A 17,990-nucleotide genomic window follows, 5' to 3' on the forward strand; every position below is an offset into this window, starting at 1 on the left:
TCTATTTGACTCCTCCGGTGGACAGGTTGGACACGAAGCTTCGTTGGATGAACATGAAGAGCACGGCGACCGGCAACGAGATGACGACACCGAAGGCCATCACCAGCCCGAGGTCGACGCTGTAGAGCTGGAACAGGGACTGCATCGCCAGCGGCAGGGTCTTCTTGCTGTCGTCGGTGATCAGGCTCAAAGCGAGCAGATACTCACCCCACGAGAGGATGAACGAGAACGCGGTCACGGCGGCGAGCGCCGGTCGCAGTAGCGGCAGCACGATGCGCACCAACGCACCGATCCTGGAACAGCCGTCGACGATCGCCGCCTCCTCGAGAGCTGGCGGAATATCGGCGAGGTAGTTCCTGAGGAGCAAGACAGCGATCGGGATGCCGAGCGTGAGGTGGGCGATCGTGAGCCCGCCGAGAGAGTTGGCCAGTCCGAACTGGCGTAGTGCCACCACCAGCGGAACGAGTACCACGAGTCCCGGCACGAGCTGGCCGGCGAGCAGCAGCCCTGCGACGAATCCGCTGCCGCGAAAACGGAAGCGGCTGAGCGCGTAGGCGGCGAGCGTGGAGATCACGGTGACGGCCACCGCGCTGATGGCCGCGACGATCGCGCTGTTGAGGAACGCCTGCGGCACCGTCCCGAGCTGGAACAGATTGATGTAGTTGTCGAAGCTCAATCGGGAAGGGATGAGTCCGCCCGCCTTGATGTCGAGGCTCGGCCGGAACGACGCGACGTACATCCAGATGATCGGCGCGAGGAAGACGGCGGCAGCCGCGAGTTGTGCGACCGCCCACCACGTCGTGCGTGCACGGTCTCGGCGCAGCAATCGAATCGACCGCGCCGACCGCTTGTTTCGAGTCGCCACTTCGGCGCCCTGACGCGCCGGTGATGTAGGAACGGAGACCATCAGTCATTCCTCCTGGCAGTCGTTCGCAGGATTGGCACCACGAGCACGATGGCCAGAAGCAGCATGAGCGTTCCCAACGCCGCGGCCTGACCGGGACTCGCTTGGTTGAAGAACGTCTGGAACAGCTGCACTCCGAGCAGCGTCGAAGAGTACCCGGGACCGCCCTGGGTGAGAATCCACACGAGGTCGAAGCTGTAGAAGGCCTGCACACCGAGCACGACGCACATGGCCCCCAGCGTCGGGCGCAGCATCGGAAGCGTGATGTGCCAGAAGCCCTTGAACCTGTTGGCACCGTCGACGGCGCTCGCCTCGTAGACCTCCTCAGGAATGCTCTTGAGCGATGCGAGCAGCGCGATCGTCAGGAACGGGATGCCTTTCCATCCGCTGATCAGCGTGATCGACCAGAGCGAGGTGGAAGGGGTGGCGAGCGGAGAGGCCGGACCCACGAGACCCAGCGCGTGAAGCAAGCCGTGGAGCGGACCCGAGGTGCCGTCATACAGGAACAGCCACGCGTAGGCGAGGACCACGAACGGCGTGATCCACGGAATCATGACCAGTCCGGTCAGCGTGCCGGTGATCGGTGTGCGCCGGTTGAGCAGGAGCGCGAACGGCACAGCGACGACCACTTCGATGATCAGGGTGCCGATCGTCCAGCCGACCGTGCGCGCCACGTTCCCCCAGAAGTTCGGGTCGTTGAGGACGGCGACGTAGGCGTCGATCCCCTGCAGGCTCGGTGACTGCGAGTGGAGCAGGCTCCAGTTCGTGAACGACAGGTAGAGACCATAGAAGAGAGGCGCGATCGTCAGTAATCCGACGATGACCATCGCTGGTGTGACGTAGTACCAGGGGTTGGTCCCGCCGCGAGCGCGGCGGGACCTTCCCAGCGTCGTGGAGCGGAGAGCGGCAGTCGTCATTTGGCGAGGATGCCGTTGATGTTGCTGCAGAGCTGCTTCGTCGCGGCGTCCACGCTGAGCGCGCCGGTGGCGACCTGTTGCACGGCGGTCTGGACCGAGGCGGTCTCGATCTCACCCATCTTCGGGCTCGGACCGGCCGGGTACTGGTACGGGTACGCCTTGGTCAGCTGCTTTGCGAAGCCGGTGAACGGTTCGGTGTTCCACGGTGCGGAGTTCGCGAGCGACTTTCGTCCCGGCAGGATGCCGCTGGTTGCGGCGATCTCCTTGAGTCCGCCCTTCGGGCTCGTCGCGAAGTGGATCCACTTCGCCGCCGCGTCAGGAACCTTCGTGGAGTTCCACATCACGAGCGGCCACCCACCCAGGAAGCCGAACTGTCCCTTCGGGCCTGAGGGGATCGGAGCGATGCCGACATCCTTCAGCAAGGACGGGTTCTGGTCCTTGATCTGCGTGTAGAGACCGGGGCCCTGGATCTCCATCGCCGCCCCGCCCGACATGAAGAGGTTGTCGAGATCGCTCGCCTGCTGGTTGGCGGCATCCGTGGTGGTCAGGCCCGCCTTGGCGATGCCCGAGTAGTAGGTGAGGGCATCCTTGAACTGCTTCGTGTCCAGTCCGCACTTGCCCGACGAGTTGAAGAGTTGGGCTCCGTAGGACAGATATACCGACATGAAGGTCTGCACCGTGATGTACTGGTTGCTCATCGGCGCCGCCCATGGCACCTTGCCCGTGCTCTTCAGCGCGGTGGCCGCCTTCTGCATCTCCTCCCACGTGGTAGGAGGAGTATCCGGATCCAGCCCGGCCTGCTTGAACAGCGCTTTGTTGTAGTAGACCATGCGCGTCTCGTCGGCGACCGGTGAGCCATAGAGCTTGCCCTTGTACGTGTAGTACGACGTGTCTCCGGAGTACATGTCGTCCTTGATGTTCTGGCCCTCCTCCTTCGACCACGCGTCGATGTAGGAGTCCAGCGGCTTCAGGTTTCCGGAGGCCGCGTACTGCGCCACCACGTCGTTGCCGAGCATGGAGACATCTGGAAGCCCGCCGCCGGCGATGGCCGTCGTGATCTTCTGCTGCTGGTTGGCCCACGGCACGATCTGCATCTTGACGGTGATCTTCGGGTTCTTCTTCTCGAACGCCGCGATGGCGTCGTTGTACGCCTTGATCGTCGGCTTCGCCGTGTCGAACTGCCAGAACGTCACGGTCTGTTTGCCCGAGTCCTTCGAAGGGTCTCCGGAGCTCGAGCATGCGGTCAGCCCGGCCACGAGTGCGGCGACGCTGGCAGCCGCAACGAGAGTGCGACCTACTTTCACGGGAGCTTCCTCACTTCCTTGTGATGGATACCTGCTGTGTGCGGCACCCTTGGTGAAACTAGAACGTAGGCCATTTTTGAATCATGTGCAATGTCCAGTTTCCAAAACGTGATGCTGTACAGTGACAACATGTCTGAACGGGAAGTGGCATACGAGCGGGGGCAGTACGCCAAGGGCCGGGAACGAAGGGAAGCGATCCTTCGCACCACACTCGATGTCTTCTCGAAGGTCGGCTACCGGGGCGCATCGCTGCGTGCGATCGCCCGGCAGCTCGACATCAGCCCGACTCTCCTGCAGCACTACTTCCCCACCCGGGAAGAACTGCTCATCGAGATCATCAAGGCGTGGGATGACGAGAACGACGAGCTCGGCGCCGGCATGACCTTCATCGATCACTGGCTGAACAACATCCGGCACAACACGCAGATCCCCGGGCTCGTGCACCTCTACACCGCGCTCGCGGTCGAGGCATCCGATCCCGACCATTCCGCGCGCCCGTTCTTCGCCGAACGCTACGCAAAGCTGACCGACCAGATCGTCGGCGACCTGCGCCAGCAGCAGAACGACGGCCTCATGTCGCACGACGCAGATCTTCCGCGGATCGCCCGGCTGCTCATCGCCGCCTGCGAGGGCCTGCAGATCCGGTGGTTGCACGCTCCGGACTTCGACATGTACGACGAGTTCGTCTTTCTCCTGAGAACCTTCGGCATCGCGGGACCGCTCGGGAACCTGTCCGCGCGCGGTAACGAGGATCGTCAGGCACACAGCGCGTCACGCAAAGTCAGCGCGGGTTAGAAGTCAGCACAGGTTGTAAGTCAGCACAGGTTAGCTGCGCCGAGGCGCGACTCGGCCGCACTCAGGAGAGCGCCGACGACTCTCGCTTCACGAGCGTGCACGGGACCAGGCGCACGCCGGGTTCAACGGGCTGTCCGCCGACGATGTCGAGAAGGATGTCAGCGGCCCGGTGGCCTATCTGCGCGAGGTTCAGGTCGACTGTGGTCAGTGGCGGCCGGGAGGCGGCAACCATGACATCCCAGTTGTCCACACCGACCACGGCGACATCCTGCGGGATGCGTTTGCTACTTTCACGCAGGGCATCCGCCACCCCGCGGGCGATCTGGTCGCTCGCAGCGAAGACGGCGTCGAACTCGAGGCCGCGCCGCAGCAGCAGTGCTGCTGCTTCGCGTCCCCAGTGCTCACTCCAGTCGCCGCTCAGCGGGGTTCCACCGACGAGCTCGAGGCCGGCTTCTGCCAGAGCCTCGACCGTTCCGGCGGCGCGGTTCTGAGCAGCTGCATTCTGCGTCGGTCCGTTGACCATCGCGATGCGCGTGCGACCGGTTTCAACGAGGTGTTCAACAGCCAGTCGCGCTCCTCCTGCATCGACCTTGCCGATGTGCCGGGCATCGATGAACGCGGTGTGCGAACGCCCGGCGGCCACGCGTTGCATCTATGGCCTCCCACGCCAGCACCCGAAAACGCCGGAGTCACACGGAACATGCACCTTCATGTCGATAGAACTGCAAAAGTTCGAATCCCCCATCCTCCGCCGTGTGATGTCGCGGGACATCGTGACCGGTCGGGCCCTCGGTTTGGAGGGTTCAACCGCTTTTGGTTGGACGAGTCGAGCGTTGTACCCGCTGCCGCCGTCAGCGCTCGGTGTTCTCGTCGTTCTCGCCCCTCACCAGCGCGAACAGGTCGCCCGTAAGGCCGAGATGCCGAAGCTTGTCGGGGTTCAGCTGGTTCGACAGCGACTGGATCGCGCCGCCGGAGATGTGCAGGATGAGCACTGACAGCGTCGCGTCATTCGCACCGCGGAACACCAAAATGTGCTCCCCGTTGGCGAAGACGGGCTCGGCGCGCACACCGAGCCTCTCGCCGCGACGCATGAGCCCGATGAGGAATCGGGCGACGGCGACGTCTCCTTGCATCGGATGCTGGATGGCCGGCGCCTTGCCGCCGCCGTCGGCCGTCAGCACCACGTCGTTCGCGAGCACGCGCACGACGCCATCCACGTCGCCATTGCGTAGAGCCCGAAGGAAGTCTTGGGCAAGACGGGCGGAACGGGCCCGGTCCACCTCGAACCGAACACCATCCGCCCCCACGCGCAGGCGGGCGCGATGCAGGATCTGGCGGCACCCAGCGGGCGTGCGCTCCACGATCTCGGCGATCTCGTCGTAGTCGAGGCCGAGCGAATCATGCAGCACGAACACGGCCCGCTCCACGGGGCCGAGCCGTTCGAGCATCCTGAGCACGGCCATGGACGCCGTCTCATCATGCTCGACCTGCCGCCCAGGGTCGACATCGTCGATAAGCAACGGCTCGGGCAGCCACGGGCCGACGTACATCTCGCGGGTACGGCGCGCCGAACGAAGCGCGTCGATCGAGAGACGCGTCGTCACCGTCGAGGCGAAGGCATCCGGTCGCTCGATGACCTCGCCTGCCCGCATGTGCTCGTGCAGGCGCAGCAGCCCGGACTGCACGACATCTTCCGCGTCGGTAACGCTACCGAGCATCCGATACGCGATCGAGAACATGAGCGGACGGAGCGCCTCGGCTTCGACGGCGAGATCCATGCTGGGGAGTCTGTCACACGCAGGCACTGTCATCCGTCGAAGGGGATGACAGACAGGAGAAACACCATGAAGGTATTCATCGCAGGCGCCACCGGGGCCATCGGATCTCGGCTCGTTCCCCTTCTCGTGGCCGAAGGTCACCAGGTCATCGGAACGTCCCGTTCTGCCAAGGGCACGAGCCGCATCGATGCTGCGGGCGGTCACGGCGTCATCATGGACGGCCTGGATGCGGACTCCGTTCGACGAGCGGTGCTGGATGCCCGGCCCGACGTCATCGTCCATGAGCTCACCTCTCTGGCGGGAAGCATAAATCTCAAGAAGCTCGACTCATCCTTCGCCGTCACCAATCAGCTGCGCACGCGCGCCACAGATGCGCTGCTCGCCGCTGGACGGCAGGCCGGAACGAGTCGCTTCGTCGTGCAGAGCTTCACTGGGTGGACGAACGAGCACACCGGGTCCTGGGTGAAGACCGAGGAAGACCCGCTAGAGCCTCATCCCGTCGCATCCGCACGCGAGAGCCTGGCCGCGATCACCCACCTCGAGGCAGCGACCTTCGCAGCGGGCGGACTCGTCGTTCGATACGGGCCTCTGTACGGCCCGGGTCAGAGCCTCGGCACGGGCGGCGAGATGCTCGAGCTGGTCGCCAAAGGCAAGATGCCCGTGGTCGGTGGCGGTCGCGGGGTCTGGTCATTCACTCACATCGATGACGCGGCGATGGCGACGGCTGCGGCTGCGACCCGCGGCGAGCCGGGCCTGTACAACATCGTCGACGATGACCCTGCCACCGTGTCCGAGTGGCTTCCGGTGCTCGCCAGCGCGGCTGGCGGCAAGAAGCCGATGCGCATTCCCGCATGGATGGCGCGTCCGATGATCGGTGACTTCGGCGTGCAGTGGATGACGACGGCACGCGGATCTTCGAACGCGAAGGCGAAAGCCGTGCTCGGCTGGGCGCCGCGCTACGCAAGCTGGCGTGAGGGGTTCCGGACCGGTCTCGGCGCGTAGCCGAGTCGTGGACGCTGACCGCGCGGGTTCTACGTGCTGGCGGGCGTGCCGACGGGATGTCCGTGACGGTCTCGAGCTCCCGCAGTCCGCCCCTGGAGGATCTGCGCATCCTGAGCGGCCCGCGCATGCTGACAAGACCCTTGAGGAAAGACTGCGGCGACGCTGCGCGACCTGTACTGGTCTGTTGAGCTTCGTCCTCCATACTCGTATCAGTTGCAGCGACCCGAAAGCTGCAGCACCGTGGCGATGACCCGAACTAGCCACATGACGCACGCCCCCACCACCTCGTCCCCGGAGGTCGGTGGGGGCGATCGTCGTTTCAGCGGTGAGAGGATCCCTGCTGAAGGTGATCGCCGCGGGGCGGACATGACAGCGACAGCGACGACGTCCCTCGCGCTCACCGGCTACGCTGGGCCGACGGATACCGCGTGGTCCGTGCTCGAACTCGCCCGGTATGCGATCGGTGGCCTCGCCGCCCACTCGTCCGCCAGGCGGAATCGCGCACGGCGCTCGCGCTCGACGTGACCCGCGACCGTGGTGATCGCCGCGAAGCTCGTATCCGTCTGCCGCGAGCGCGAGCCGCAGCACGTCGACAGAGTTTTTCTCGACCCCGACCGGGATGAGGATGCGCGTCGTCGGCACAGCGGGCCCGCGTCCCGCACCTCGAAGAGCCACCACCTGCAAGGAGAAGCCGTGCTCACTGTCAATGCTTACGCCGCCGAATCCGCCGGGTCGCGCTTGGCGCCGACCACGATCACCCGCCGTGACGTGGGACCCAAGGATGTCCTCATCGAGATCAGGTACGCCGGGATCTGCCATTCCGATATCCACACCGTTCGTGAGGACTGGGGGCCGGTGCAGCACCCGCTCGTCGTGGGCCATGAGATCGTCGGGATCGTCGCCGAGGTCGGCGCCGACGTCGCCAAGCACCGCATCGGTGATCGCGTCGGGGTGGGGTGCATGGTCAACTCCTGCCGCGCCTGCGAGAACTGTCTCGCCGGCCAGGAGCAGTACTGCCTGAACGGCAACACCGGCACGTACGGGAGCGTCGACGTAGACGGCACCATCACGCAGGGCGGCTATTCCACCCACGTCGTCGTCGACGAAGACTTCGTGCTCCACGTGCCAGAGTCCCTCGACTTCGCCTCGGCCGCCCCACTGCTCTGCGCGGGCATCACCACGTACTCGCCGCTGAGGCACTGGAACGCCGGCCCCGGCAAGAAGGTCGCCGTTGTGGGCATGGGCGGCCTCGGGCACATGGCCGTCAAGCTCGCTCACGCGATGGGTGCCGAGGTCACTGTGCTTTCGCGCACCCTGGCGAAGAAGGACGACGGCGCGCGGCTCGGCGCCGATGATTACCGTGCCACGGAGGATCCCGAGACGTTCACCACTTTGGCGAACACCTTCGACCTGATCGTCAACACCGTCTCGGCTCCGCTCGACCTGGACGCCTATCTGTCGCTGCTGCGCCTCGACGGCACGATGGTCAACGTCGGAGCCCCGCCTCAACCGCTCCCGGTCACCGTGTTCAGTCTTTTCCGTAACCGACGGTCGTTCGCGGGATCGAGCATCGGCGGCATCCGCGAGACCCAGGAGATGCTGGACTTCTGCGCGGAGCACGGAATCGTGCCCGACACCGAATTGATCGATGCCTCGTACATCAACGAGGCATGGGATCGCGTGCTGGCCTCCGACGTGCGCTACCGCTTCGTGATCGACGCAGCCACCTTCGCCTGATCAGAAGACCGCACCGGCCTCCCGTCGATCGCCCGCTCCACGCCGGCCACCGAGCCGGCACGGGAGCGAAGGCTTACCGTGGGCACCGGGGCCTCCGCGACCTACGACATTCGCTCTTGAACTCGGGCCTGTCGAACGCGGTGCAGTAAGGAGAACCATGCGAATCGTCGTCGTCGGCGGCAGCGGACACATCGGCACCTATCTGCTGCCACGACTGGTGCGCGCAGGACACGAGGTGATCAACATCAGCCGCGGCACTCGCCGCGCCTACACCGATTCCCCCGAATGGGCACAGGTGCGACAGGTGGTCGCGGACCGACAGCACGAGGATGCCGACGGAAGCTTCCCGAATCGAGTTGCGGAGCTACGTCCCGATGTCGTGATCGACCTGGTGTGCTTCACCCTCGACTCGGCATCCTCGCTGGTCGCGCGGCTCCGCGGCGAGGTGGGGCACCTGATCGAATGCGGGTCCATCTGGCGGTGCGGTCGCAGCGCCCTCGTACCGACCACGGAGACGACGATGACGCCGCCGTTCGGCGAGTACGGCGTGCAGAAGGAACGGATAGCCCGGTTGCTGAAGGCCGAAACCGCATCCGGGGGTCTCGTCACCACCTCGCTGCACCCCGGTCACATCTCGGGCCCGGGTTGGGCGCCGATCGGCCCGGTCGGCAACCTCGACCCGACGGTCTGGCAGACGCTCGCCGCCGGCCGGTCGCTTCGCGTCCCGGGCTTCGGCGCGGAGACCGTTCACCATGTGCATGCCGACGACGTGGCGCAGGCGTTCGAGCTGGCAGTGGCGCATCGCGATCGCGCGGCGGGCGAGGATTTCAACATCGTCTCGTCGGCGGCGCTCACCGTCCGCGGCTTCGCTGCCGCGGCGGCCTCTTGGTTCGGCCAGACGGCCCGGCTCGAGTCCGTCGACTGGGACGAGTTCGCCTCCGGCATGTCTGCCGAGCACGCGGCGACGAGCCGGGAGCACCTGGAACGGAGCCCGTGCTTCAGCGCAGAGAAGGCGCACGAACTGCTCGGTTACGCGCCCGGACATAGCTCGTTGGAGACCGTTCTGGAGGCTGTGCGCTGGCTCGTCGAGCACGGCGAACTGGTGGTCGAGCAACCCCTGGTCGTCTAGTGGTGCACGGTCCGGCCGCGTCCCGCGCCGTCGGCGCGGCCTCGGCCACGACCGAACGGCTCGCGAGTCGCTTGCTCAGTCGAGCTTCGTCAGCACGTGCACCGGCAGCCCGATGGACAGTGCGACCGCCAGGATTCCCGCGATGAACGTGGCGCCTTGCCAGCCGACGAACTCCGCCGCATAGCCCATCAGCAGCAAGCCGCCGACGAACAGGGCGAACGACACGATCAGAGCGATCACATTCATTACGGTCAGGTCTCCCAACTCACGGGCACCCGAAAACCGATGCCGCACAAACCAAAATACCCGTTCGATCCGCTCGATGTGCACGCAATCGGTCGGCTGAGGGAAGAATGGGGGTTCTATCCGGGCGCGAAGACGACTAGTCTGGCGTCTCAGGCGACGAGGCGAATCGGGTGGTGGTCCTCGTCCCTTTCGTCTGCGGACGTTCGATCCGCAACCAGGCGATCGCACTCAGCGACCGCGGAATACCGCGATGCAATGCCCTCATAGGTGGAGGAGCGTCTGTGCTTTCCGAACAGGTGGTCATGACGGAGACACGTGTGCTTCGACCCCACCGCCACCTTTTGATCAGCGGCATCCTCGCGGGCCTCGCACTCACGACACCGGTCTTCGCCGTCGCCTACTGGCTCACCGTCCACGTCGGCACGTGGCCCATCGTCTTCGGAGTGCATCTGCTCGCCGTGGTCGTCGCTCTCCTCTTCGTGGTCCGCTACCGCCGCACTCGCGTGGTGGTCTCCCCCTACCGCGTGCGAGAGTACGGATTCCTCGGCCACGTCAGCGAGATCTCGAACTCCGACATCGGCGCGCTGCACATGGTCGAGTTGTACCGGGACAACGAGCTCGACACGCAACCGAATCTGTTCATCCTCGATCGCTCGGGGACGGCGCGTATCCGCCTCCGGGGCCAGTACTGGTCGCGCTCCGACATGGAAGACCTGGCCGAAACGCTCGACAGACCGATTGCGACTCCCGCCGAGCCGATCACCCTCTCTGAGTTGCGCTCCAGCCGCCCCGAGTGGCTCTACTGGTTCGAACGCCTTCCGGTAGCCACCTGGCTCTGACGCTCAGACCGTCGCGTCGGTGAGCATGCCCACCCGAGTGCCGCCCGTTCCGGATGGCAGCGGTTCGAACCCGAGCCGACGATAGAACGCCGCCGCGTTCACGTTGTCGGGGCCGTACTCGAGCCACACGCCAGGTACGCCACGCTGCGCGAGCGCCTCGTTCAGCGTGCGCACCAGCCGGCGGCCGAAGCCCTGCCCCTGCAGCACGGGAAGCAGATCGATGTGCAGGTGGGCGGGGTAGGCATCCAGCTCGGGGATGAGCATCCGCTCGGGATTGCGTCCGTCGCGCACGAAGTTCTGGGTCGGCGTGTTCTCGCCGGTGAGCGGATACCTCGCCTCGAAACCGGGCAACCACTCTTCGCGCAGCCGGGCGACGAACGCTCGGGTGTCGGGCACCCCGAGGATGTAACCCGTCGCCCGACCGTCCACGTCGACGACGAACGCGGTTGCTGGCTCGAAGTCCACGTACGGCAAGGCGTAGATGTCGGGGAGCAGGTCGTCAGATTCGAGCCAGCCGGCGGCTCCCGTGCCCGATCGCCCGGTGGCGATGCAGATCTCCCGGATGTCGTCGCGGTCTTCTGGCCGGTACGGGCGGATGTCTGGCACGGCGTCCTCTCTGATTCTCACGTGTGCGTCGTGCCGGCTCGCGACCGGTGCCTACGCAGGTGTCTCGGCGGATGGCGTCGAGTCGGTTCGCCTCGGCGGGCTGAGTGACGACGGCTTGTCAGTGCGCCAGCGCCGGCACGGTGCGCGGACGCACCACTAACCAGAGCGCGCAGACCGACACGATCGAGCAGCCGAGCATCACGATACCCATCGGCGCGGCGCTGGCCACACCGAGCAGGCCGACGAGCGGTGAGATGAGGCCGGCGATCGCGAAGTTCGAGGCGCCTTGGAGGGATGCCGCGGTTCCTGCCTCCGCGCCGTGCCCGTTCAACGCGAGCACCTGCACGCACGGGAATCCGAAGCCGCACGACGTGATGAAGAACCACAGCGGAACGATGACGCCCCACATGCCGCCGATGCCCGCACTGGAGAGGATCACGATCAACGCGGCCGAGATCGACATCGTCGCCGTCGACACCGCGAGCACCCACTGCGGACCCACCTTCTTCGCCAGGCGCGCGGCGCTTTGCACTCCGATGATGATGCCCACCGAGTTGACGGCGAAGAGCGCTCCGTACTGCTGGGCATCCAGCGAATACACGCCCTGGAAGACGAACGAGCTCGACGAGAGGTAGGAGAACAGTCCGGAGAAGTTCATGGCGCTCACGATCACGATGCCGACGTAGACGCGGTCGCTGAGAACGGAGCGGAAGCGCTGCAGCACGCTGGAGTGCCCCAGGGCGAGTCGCGCCTCGAGCGGGCGCGTCTCCCGGATCCACAGCACGAGGCACACGAGCATCACCGCGCTGTACGACGCGATCACCCAGAAGATGCCGCGCCACGGCATGATCAGCAGCAGCTGGGAGCCAAGCACCGGCGCGATCACCGGGGCGAGGCCGTTCACGAGCGCGAGCCGCGAGAGCATCGTCACCAGACGGTGCCCGCTGAACAGGTCGCGCACCATGGCCATGGCCACCACGCTGCTCGCCGCGGCACCGAGGCCCTGCAGCAGACGGAACAGGCTGAGAAGTTCCACGTTCGGCGCGAGCGCCACGCCGAGCGAGGCGAGGATGTGTATGGAAGTCGCGATCACGAGCGGCATGCGCCGACCGACCTTGTCGCTCCATGGGCCCACGATGAGCTGGCCCAGTCCGAAGCCGATGGTCGTGGCCGTGAGCGTGAGCTGGATCACGGCCGTGGAGACGTGGAAGTCGGTCTCGAGCCTGGGCATCGACGGAAGGTACGTGTCCATCGTGAACGGCCCGAGCGCGGTGAGCGCACCGAGAATCAGGATGTACGCCACCCGCTTGCGCGTGGGCAGCGCGTCACCGGGGTGCCGCACCGACACGGGCGCCGTGATGGGCCCGCGCCTCTTCGTCCGGCGGCCGGTGTGCTCGATGGTCGGGATGCCACCGGTCGGCATGCCCGCGGTGATCCCGACGACCGGGATGCCTGCGGTGCGGGCATCCTCGAGCTCGGCGTCGTCGAGGCGGTCACCGTCGAGGCTGTCTGCGTCGAGGCGCCGGGGGTCGAGGCGCCGCGAGTCGAGGCGGGCAGCGTCGGCACGGGCAGTGTCGGGAAGGACGGGGATGGGCTTGGTGGCAGTCATGCGAGGCGGATCCGGCGAGGTCGGCGAGCGGGCAGGGTCGGGCGGCACCGCCGGAGCCACGGTGGGCGACCGACGTGCACGAAAGAGGTGGAGCGTGCGGCGATGCCGCGACGATTCGAGCCGAACAGTGACTGCCCTCGCACCCTGGTGGGCGTCCGCTGGCTGATCTGTTCGGCTCGGTGGTACTCGATGCGAGTGGGCGACGACGTCGCGGATCTCGAATCGATTCGAGACCAGTCTAACGCATTCGCCCGGGGGTCGGCCCACGAACCAGGTCGCCTGACGTCGTGTCGCCCACAAGACCGCCTCACGTGCTGTCGCCTACAAGACCGCCCCGCGTCGCGTCGCCCGCCAAACCGCCTGACGTCGTGTCGCCTGCCAGATCGCCGGGATCGGCACGCCCGGGCGGCCCCGGGGCGGCGGCCGGCCCGCGAGGGGCGGCACTCACGACGCCGGCGCGAGCCTTCCCTGCCCGGGCACGAGCGCGTTCCGCACGCCGGCGTCGGATGCCGCGGCGAGCGCCGATCGCGCATCCTCACCCCGTTCGAATGCGGCGAGCAAGCCGCCGAGGAACGAGTCGCCGCTGCCCGCTGGGAACCGCCCGCGCATCCGGGGCGCGGGGACGGCTGCCTCGACCTCGCCGATCAGAGCCGCGGAACCTGCGACACCATCGGTGACCACCGCGTCGGCTCCGAATCGCTCGCGCAGCGCTCGGCACGCGTCGGCCGCGCTGCCGAAGTCGGTCTCCATCAGCTCGCTCGCCTCACCGCGGTTCACCTTGATCAGCTCCGCCGCCGGCGCCGTGGCACGCAGTCCGTCACCGGACCCGTCCACGACGACGTGTGCACCGCGGGCACGAAGCTCGCCCAGCAGCGCACCCAACTGCTGCAGGGGAACGCCGGGTGGCACCGAGCCCGACAGCGCGACCCACGGCGCGGGACCCAGGGCGACCGCCTCTCCGACGAGCGTGCGCACGGCGGCGGCATAGGCATCCCACTCGTCCACGTCGAGCGCCGTCGCGGGTTCATAGAGGTCGGTGCTCGTGGTCGACTCGGCAGACTCCACGACCGCGGTGCACGTGCGGGTCACCCGCCGCAACGGGATGACCGTGGCGCTCACGCCGTCGTCAGTGAGCATGGCGCGCACCCAGTCACCGATCGGTCCGCCGAGGGCGACGATCGCCTGCACCTCGGCGCCGAGCGCGGCCGCGGAGCGAGCAACGTTGAGCGCCTTGCCGCCGGCGACCCTCGTCACCGCGTTCGGGCGCGTGATGTCGCCGTGGCGCAGCTCGTCGACCTCGTAGGTCACATCGAGGCTGGCGGAGATCGCGAGCGGGATGATCATGCCAGGCAGCCTAAGCCGGGTCCGCTTGCCGAGCCGCCGCCGTAGCCGGTTCGCTCATCGGCGTGACGCAACGGCGCCCGTCGGGCGCAGTCAGCGCTGAATGGCCGTCGGCTCCGCCACCAGCCGCGTGAACGCGAGTTCCGCGGCGCCCACGATGAGCACGTCGGTTCCGAGTTCCGCCCGCACGATCTCCACCGGTTCGACGGATGCCGCCAGCGACTGCGCGCGCACCTCGCCGTCGAGCAGTTCGGGCGCGGCCTGAAGCAGCAGCCCCAGAAAGCCGCCGAGCACCACGCGCCGCGGGTTCAGCACGTTCACCGCGTTGCGGATCGTCACGGCGAGGTAACCGGTCTGACGTTCCACCTCCGCACGACCCGCCTCGTCGAGGTGTTCAACCGCCTCTGCCAGCGCGTCGGGATCGTCGAGGCCGAGCGCCCCGAGAAGGCGCGCCTGCGAGACCTCGGTCTCCAGACATCCGATTGCCCCGCAGTGGCAGCGCCCGCCCTGCGAGTTCACCAGTGTGTGGCCGAACTCCCCCGCGAAGCCGAAGCCACCGAGAAGCGGAAGGCCACGCGTGATGACGCCACCGCCGATGCCGCCGGACCCGCCGTTCAGATAGATGAGGTCGTCGATGCCTCGGCCGGCGCCGAAGAGGTGCTCGGCGGTGGCACCGAGGCTCGCGTCGTTCGCCACCTGCGAGGGAAGGCCTGTGGCCTCGCCGAGCAGGGCGGCGAACGGCTCGTCGACCCATTCCAAGTGCGGTGCGAGTCGCACGACACCGTCGGCCTCGCGCACGCTTCCGGGCACGGCCGCGCCGATGCCCACCGGGCGCAGGCCGCTGTCGAAGAGGGCACGCAGACCCTCGAGCACGTTGGCGACGATGCGAGCGGCCTCGGCAGCAGTGGGAGGGGCCGCCGTGGCGTGACGCACTCGCCGGTGCAGGCTGCCATCCAATCCGACGACGCCCACGGAGACGCCGTCGATATCGGGGTTCACCGTGACCACCACGACGTCGGGATTGGCCCGCACGACGGGGCTCGGTCGGCCCACCCCGGTGGACACGCGCGGTTCGATCTCGGAGACGAGACCCAGCGAGCTCAGCTCCGCCACGAGCGCGCCGATGGTGGACCTGCTCAAACCGGTGGCTCTCGTCAGCTCCGAGCGCGACCTGCCGGGCGTACCGTGCACGAGGCGCAGGATCGTGCCGAGGTTGTGCTGACGCACCCCGTCGAGGTTGCTGCCGAGCGACGGTCGCGCGCGGGTGGAATCCGACGAAGACGCCGAGCGGGCTGCGGTCACTCCGGAAGCATAACGGCATTCTCGTTCGCGGTCCGAACTTATTCGCCCGGCTGTTACCGGCGCCGGTGACGGGTAACAAGTCGATCCCGGATGTCGTTCCAACGTTGCACTGGGGCAACGCGCGGCGCATATAGTGGGGCGACTCGAAGAGGAGCTGAAGCAAGTGACCCGAACACTCGCATCCGCCGACGTCGCCACGGCCGCGTCGCGCCAACGCCGCCTGCTCGTCTGGCTTTTCCTGGTGAACACGGTGCTGCTGTCGTGCTACGCGGCGTTCATCGTGATCTTCATCCCGAATCAGGTGCAGGCGTACGACCCCGCCGCGAAAGTGGCGAACCTCGCGATCGTCACGACGGCGGGATCCATCGCCACGCTGTTCGTGCAGCCCCTGATCGGAGCGTTCTCCGATCGCACCCGCAGCCGCATGGGCAAGCGCGCACCGTGGGTGGTCATCGGCGCATCCGGATCGGCGATCCTGATGATCCTGCTCTCCGGCGCCGCGACGCTGCTCTGGATCACCGTCTTCTACGTGCTCCTCATGATGCTGCTCAACGTGCTGAACGCGCCGCTCCCGGCCATCATCACCGACCGGGTGCCGCGCAAAGGCCGCGGCGTGGCATCCGCCGTGCTCGCCATGGGCACGATTCTCGGCATGGGTGCCGGCGTGCTGATCGCCGGGGCATTCGCGGAGATGATCGGAATCGGCTACACCCTGTTCGCCGTGCTGGTGCTGCTGTCGTCGTTCGGGTTCGTGCTCTTCAACCGCGACTTCTCGTCGAAGGACGCCGAGCGCGTTCCGTTCTCCTGGCGCGAGTTCTTCGCGGGGTTCTGGGTCAGCCCGCGCAAGCATCCGGACTTCGCGTGGGCGTTCGCCGCCCGGTTTCTGATGATCCTCGCCTACCAGGGCGTGCAGAGCTACCTGCTCTACATTCTGCGCGACCACATCCACTTGAGCATCGACGCGTCGAACTCGTTCGCCGGCATCCTCACCGTCGTGCAGCTGCTCGGCGCACTGGTCAGCACGTATGCCTCGGGCAAGCTCTCCGATCGCATCGGACGCCGCAAGCCGTTCGTCGTGGCTTCCTCGCTCATCATGGGCGCCGCATTGGCCATCCCGCTGATCTGGCCGACCGTGACCGGGATGATCGTGCTCGCCGCCCTGTTCGGGTTCGGCTACGGCGTGTACCTCAGCGTCGACCTCGCGCTGATGACGGAGGTGCTGCCCGGCGAGGGAATGGAGACGGGGCGCCAGCTGGGCATCCTGAACCTCGCAACGACGTTGCCGCAGGCGCTCACACCCGCGGTCGCGTGGGCGTTGATCACCGTCAGCGGCGGATACGCGTCGATCTTCGTCGCCGGCATCGGGTTCGCCGTGCTCGGAGCGCTCGCCGTGCTGCCCATTCGGAGCGCCCGGTGAGCGCGGAGGCGGAGAGCGTCGCCGCAGAACGGGAGCTGCACGAGCCCGTCGCCCTCTGTCTGCCCAACGGCAGGCTCAACCACGAGGCCCTGGGCTGGAGCCGTCATCAGGTGCACGACACCAGCGGGGTGGCGGCAGCGCGGCGGGGACGTCTGCCGTACGCATGGGGGCGCAACAAGCGCTGGGAATACTGGGCGCTGACCTCGCCGACACACATCGTCGCCCTCACCGTGTCGGCCCTCGACTATGCGGCCCTGCACGAGGTGTGGGTGCTGCAACGCGAGACCCTCACCGAGATCGACCATGTGGCCATCGCGCCGTTCGGCTCGAGCGTGCGGCTGCCGGAGTCGTTTGCGCACGGACCGGCACGAGCATCCGCCAACGATCTGACGATCGAGATCGACGAGGTCGGCGAGGGCACGGCCATTCGCGCCCGCGTGCCTCGGGTGCGGCTCGATGTGACCGTGCTGCGCCCGCCCGGACACGAGGCCATGGGCGTCGCCGCCGCCTGGGACGACCGGCACCTGCAGTACTCGGTGAAGGATGTCGCCCGCCCGGTGAGCGGGAACCTCACCGTCGACGGGCTCGACTTCGCGTTCCCGGAGGGCGAGTCGTTCGGCGTGCTCGATCACGGCCGCGGCCGCTGGCCGTACCGCGTCTCGTGGAACTGGGGCGCGGCATCCGGCATGGTGAACGGGCACCGCATCGGCGTGCAGCTCGGCGGCGAATGGCTCCCGCATCACGGCCCGACCGAGCACTCGTTCAGCGTGGACGGCCGCGTGAACAAGATCGCCGGCGTTCTGCACTGGGAGTTCGACCGCGACGATTATCTGCGACCGTGGCGCATCACCGGTGACCGCGCCGACCTCACGTTCAGGCCGTTCTTCGACCGCGCGGGTACGACGAACTTCCTCGTCGTCTCCTCGTCGACGCATCAGTGCTTCGGCCATTACACCGGCTGGATGCTCGACGATGGCGGCGAGAAGGTCGCAGTCGACGGCGTGCTCGGCTGGGCGGAGGACGTGCACAACCGCTGGTGACGTGCTCCGCCCGGCGAAGGAGCC

The 17,990-nt window shown here is 67.0% G+C and carries 18 protein-coding genes; 8 read left to right on the forward strand and 10 right to left on the reverse strand.

The genetic code is table 11. The features are described 5' to 3' along the window. Position 1: 1 nt before the first annotated feature. Genes H623_RS20475 through H623_RS0115685 form a run of 3 tightly spaced genes read right to left on the reverse strand, consistent with a single transcriptional unit; the run spans position 2 to position 3,125 of the window. Positions 2–907, reverse strand: a complete 906-nt coding sequence (locus tag H623_RS20475; protein ID WP_022901874.1) for a carbohydrate ABC transporter permease — start codon at positions 905–907, stop codon at positions 2–4. Continuing rightward, positions 907–1,821: a carbohydrate ABC transporter permease gene (locus H623_RS0115680; RefSeq protein WP_033372130.1), complete on the reverse strand. Its 915-nt coding sequence runs from the start codon at positions 1,819–1,821 to the stop codon at positions 907–909. The genes H623_RS20475 and H623_RS0115680 overlap by 1 nt, the downstream gene beginning before the upstream one ends. Beyond that, positions 1,818–3,125: an ABC transporter substrate-binding protein gene (locus H623_RS0115685; RefSeq protein WP_022901876.1), complete on the reverse strand. Its 1,308-nt coding sequence runs from the start codon at positions 3,123–3,125 to the stop codon at positions 1,818–1,820. Before H623_RS0115685 ends, H623_RS0115680 begins: the two co-directional genes overlap by 4 nt. Before the next feature lie 129 nt (positions 3,126–3,254). Between H623_RS0115685 and H623_RS20480 the strand changes: the two genes are divergently transcribed. Further along, a complete protein-coding gene (locus tag H623_RS20480) occupies positions 3,255–3,920 on the forward strand; it encodes a TetR/AcrR family transcriptional regulator (RefSeq protein ID WP_169514935.1) in 666 nt (221 codons plus the stop codon). Between the two features lie 61 nt (positions 3,921–3,981). Here H623_RS20480 and H623_RS20485 read toward each other — a convergent pair whose 3' ends face one another. Together H623_RS20485 and sigJ are read right to left on the reverse strand one after the other, a co-directional pair. Further along, positions 3,982–4,572 carry a substrate-binding domain-containing protein gene (locus tag H623_RS20485; RefSeq protein WP_051143292.1) on the reverse strand — a complete coding sequence of 197 codons (591 nt, stop codon included), beginning with the start codon at positions 4,570–4,572 and terminating at the stop codon, positions 3,982–3,984. A 199-nt stretch (positions 4,573–4,771) separates the two neighbouring features. Beyond that, positions 4,772–5,698, reverse strand: a complete 927-nt coding sequence (sigJ, locus tag H623_RS0115700) for an RNA polymerase sigma factor SigJ (RefSeq protein ID WP_022901879.1) — start codon at positions 5,696–5,698, stop codon at positions 4,772–4,774. Between the two features lie 66 nt (positions 5,699–5,764). Between sigJ and H623_RS0115705 the strand changes: the two genes are divergently transcribed. The 4 genes from H623_RS0115705 (at position 5,765) to H623_RS0115720 (ending at position 9,566) form a co-directional block, all read left to right on the forward strand. Next, positions 5,765–6,700, forward strand: a complete 936-nt coding sequence (locus tag H623_RS0115705) for an NAD-dependent epimerase/dehydratase family protein (RefSeq protein ID WP_022901880.1) — start codon at positions 5,765–5,767, stop codon at positions 6,698–6,700. A 366-nt stretch (positions 6,701–7,066) separates the two neighbouring features. Then, positions 7,067–7,225 (forward strand): hypothetical protein, encoded by a 159-nt coding sequence (locus H623_RS22095; protein WP_022901881.1) that lies wholly within the window; start codon positions 7,067–7,069, stop codon positions 7,223–7,225. Between the two features lie 168 nt (positions 7,226–7,393). Then, the gene (locus H623_RS0115715; RefSeq protein ID WP_026940437.1) at positions 7,394–8,437 is read left to right on the forward strand and encodes an NAD(P)-dependent alcohol dehydrogenase; all 1,044 of its coding nucleotides are present in this window, start codon (positions 7,394–7,396) and stop codon (positions 8,435–8,437) included. 157 nt (positions 8,438–8,594) lie between these two features. Beyond that, positions 8,595–9,566, forward strand: coding sequence for an NAD-dependent epimerase/dehydratase family protein (locus H623_RS0115720; RefSeq protein WP_022901883.1), 972 nt, complete (start codon positions 8,595–8,597; stop codon positions 9,564–9,566). A 75-nt stretch (positions 9,567–9,641) separates the two neighbouring features. On the opposite strand, the gene H623_RS21990 is transcribed toward H623_RS0115720, so the two are convergent. Next, a complete protein-coding gene (locus H623_RS21990; protein ID WP_169514932.1) occupies positions 9,642–9,806 on the reverse strand; it encodes a hypothetical protein in 165 nt (54 codons plus the stop codon). Positions 9,807–10,114: 308 nt separating this feature from the next. Here H623_RS21990 and H623_RS0115730 point away from each other — a divergent pair, with 308 nt between their 5' ends. Then, entirely contained in the window at positions 10,115–10,651 is a 537-nt protein-coding gene (locus tag H623_RS0115730) for a hypothetical protein (protein ID WP_033372131.1), read from the forward strand. A gap of 3 nt (positions 10,652–10,654) precedes the next feature. On the opposite strand, the gene H623_RS20490 is transcribed toward H623_RS0115730, so the two are convergent. The 4 genes from H623_RS20490 to H623_RS0115750 form a co-directional block, all read right to left on the reverse strand. Continuing rightward, positions 10,655–11,257 carry a GNAT family N-acetyltransferase gene (locus H623_RS20490; protein ID WP_051143293.1) on the reverse strand — a complete coding sequence of 201 codons (603 nt, stop codon included), beginning with the start codon at positions 11,255–11,257 and terminating at the stop codon, positions 10,655–10,657. A 118-nt stretch (positions 11,258–11,375) separates the two neighbouring features. Further along, the gene (locus H623_RS0115740; protein ID WP_022901887.1) at positions 11,376–12,866 is read right to left on the reverse strand and encodes a multidrug effflux MFS transporter; all 1,491 of its coding nucleotides are present in this window, start codon (positions 12,864–12,866) and stop codon (positions 11,376–11,378) included. 444 nt (positions 12,867–13,310) lie between these two features. Then, on the reverse strand, positions 13,311–14,210 hold the full coding sequence (locus tag H623_RS21255; RefSeq protein ID WP_022901888.1) for a 1-phosphofructokinase family hexose kinase: 900 nt from the start codon (positions 14,208–14,210) through the stop codon (positions 13,311–13,313). Between the two features lie 90 nt (positions 14,211–14,300). After that, positions 14,301–15,509: an ROK family transcriptional regulator gene (locus H623_RS0115750; protein ID WP_033372132.1), complete on the reverse strand. Its 1,209-nt coding sequence runs from the start codon at positions 15,507–15,509 to the stop codon at positions 14,301–14,303. Positions 15,510–15,672: 163 nt separating this feature from the next. On the opposite strand from H623_RS0115750, the gene H623_RS0115755 reads away from it, so the two are divergent. Both H623_RS0115755 and H623_RS0115760 read left to right on the forward strand, forming a co-directional pair. Next, on the forward strand, positions 15,673–16,926 hold the full coding sequence (locus tag H623_RS0115755; RefSeq protein WP_026940441.1) for an MFS transporter: 1,254 nt from the start codon (positions 15,673–15,675) through the stop codon (positions 16,924–16,926). Further along, entirely contained in the window at positions 16,923–17,966 is a 1,044-nt protein-coding gene (locus H623_RS0115760; RefSeq protein ID WP_022901890.1) for a DUF2804 domain-containing protein, read from the forward strand. The genes H623_RS0115755 and H623_RS0115760 overlap by 4 nt, the downstream gene beginning before the upstream one ends. The last annotated feature ends 24 nt before the right edge of the window (positions 17,967–17,990 follow it).

It is taken from the genome of Humibacter albus DSM 18994 (assembly GCF_000421825.1).
Classification (GTDB): domain Bacteria; phylum Actinomycetota; class Actinomycetes; order Actinomycetales; family Microbacteriaceae; genus Humibacter; species Humibacter albus.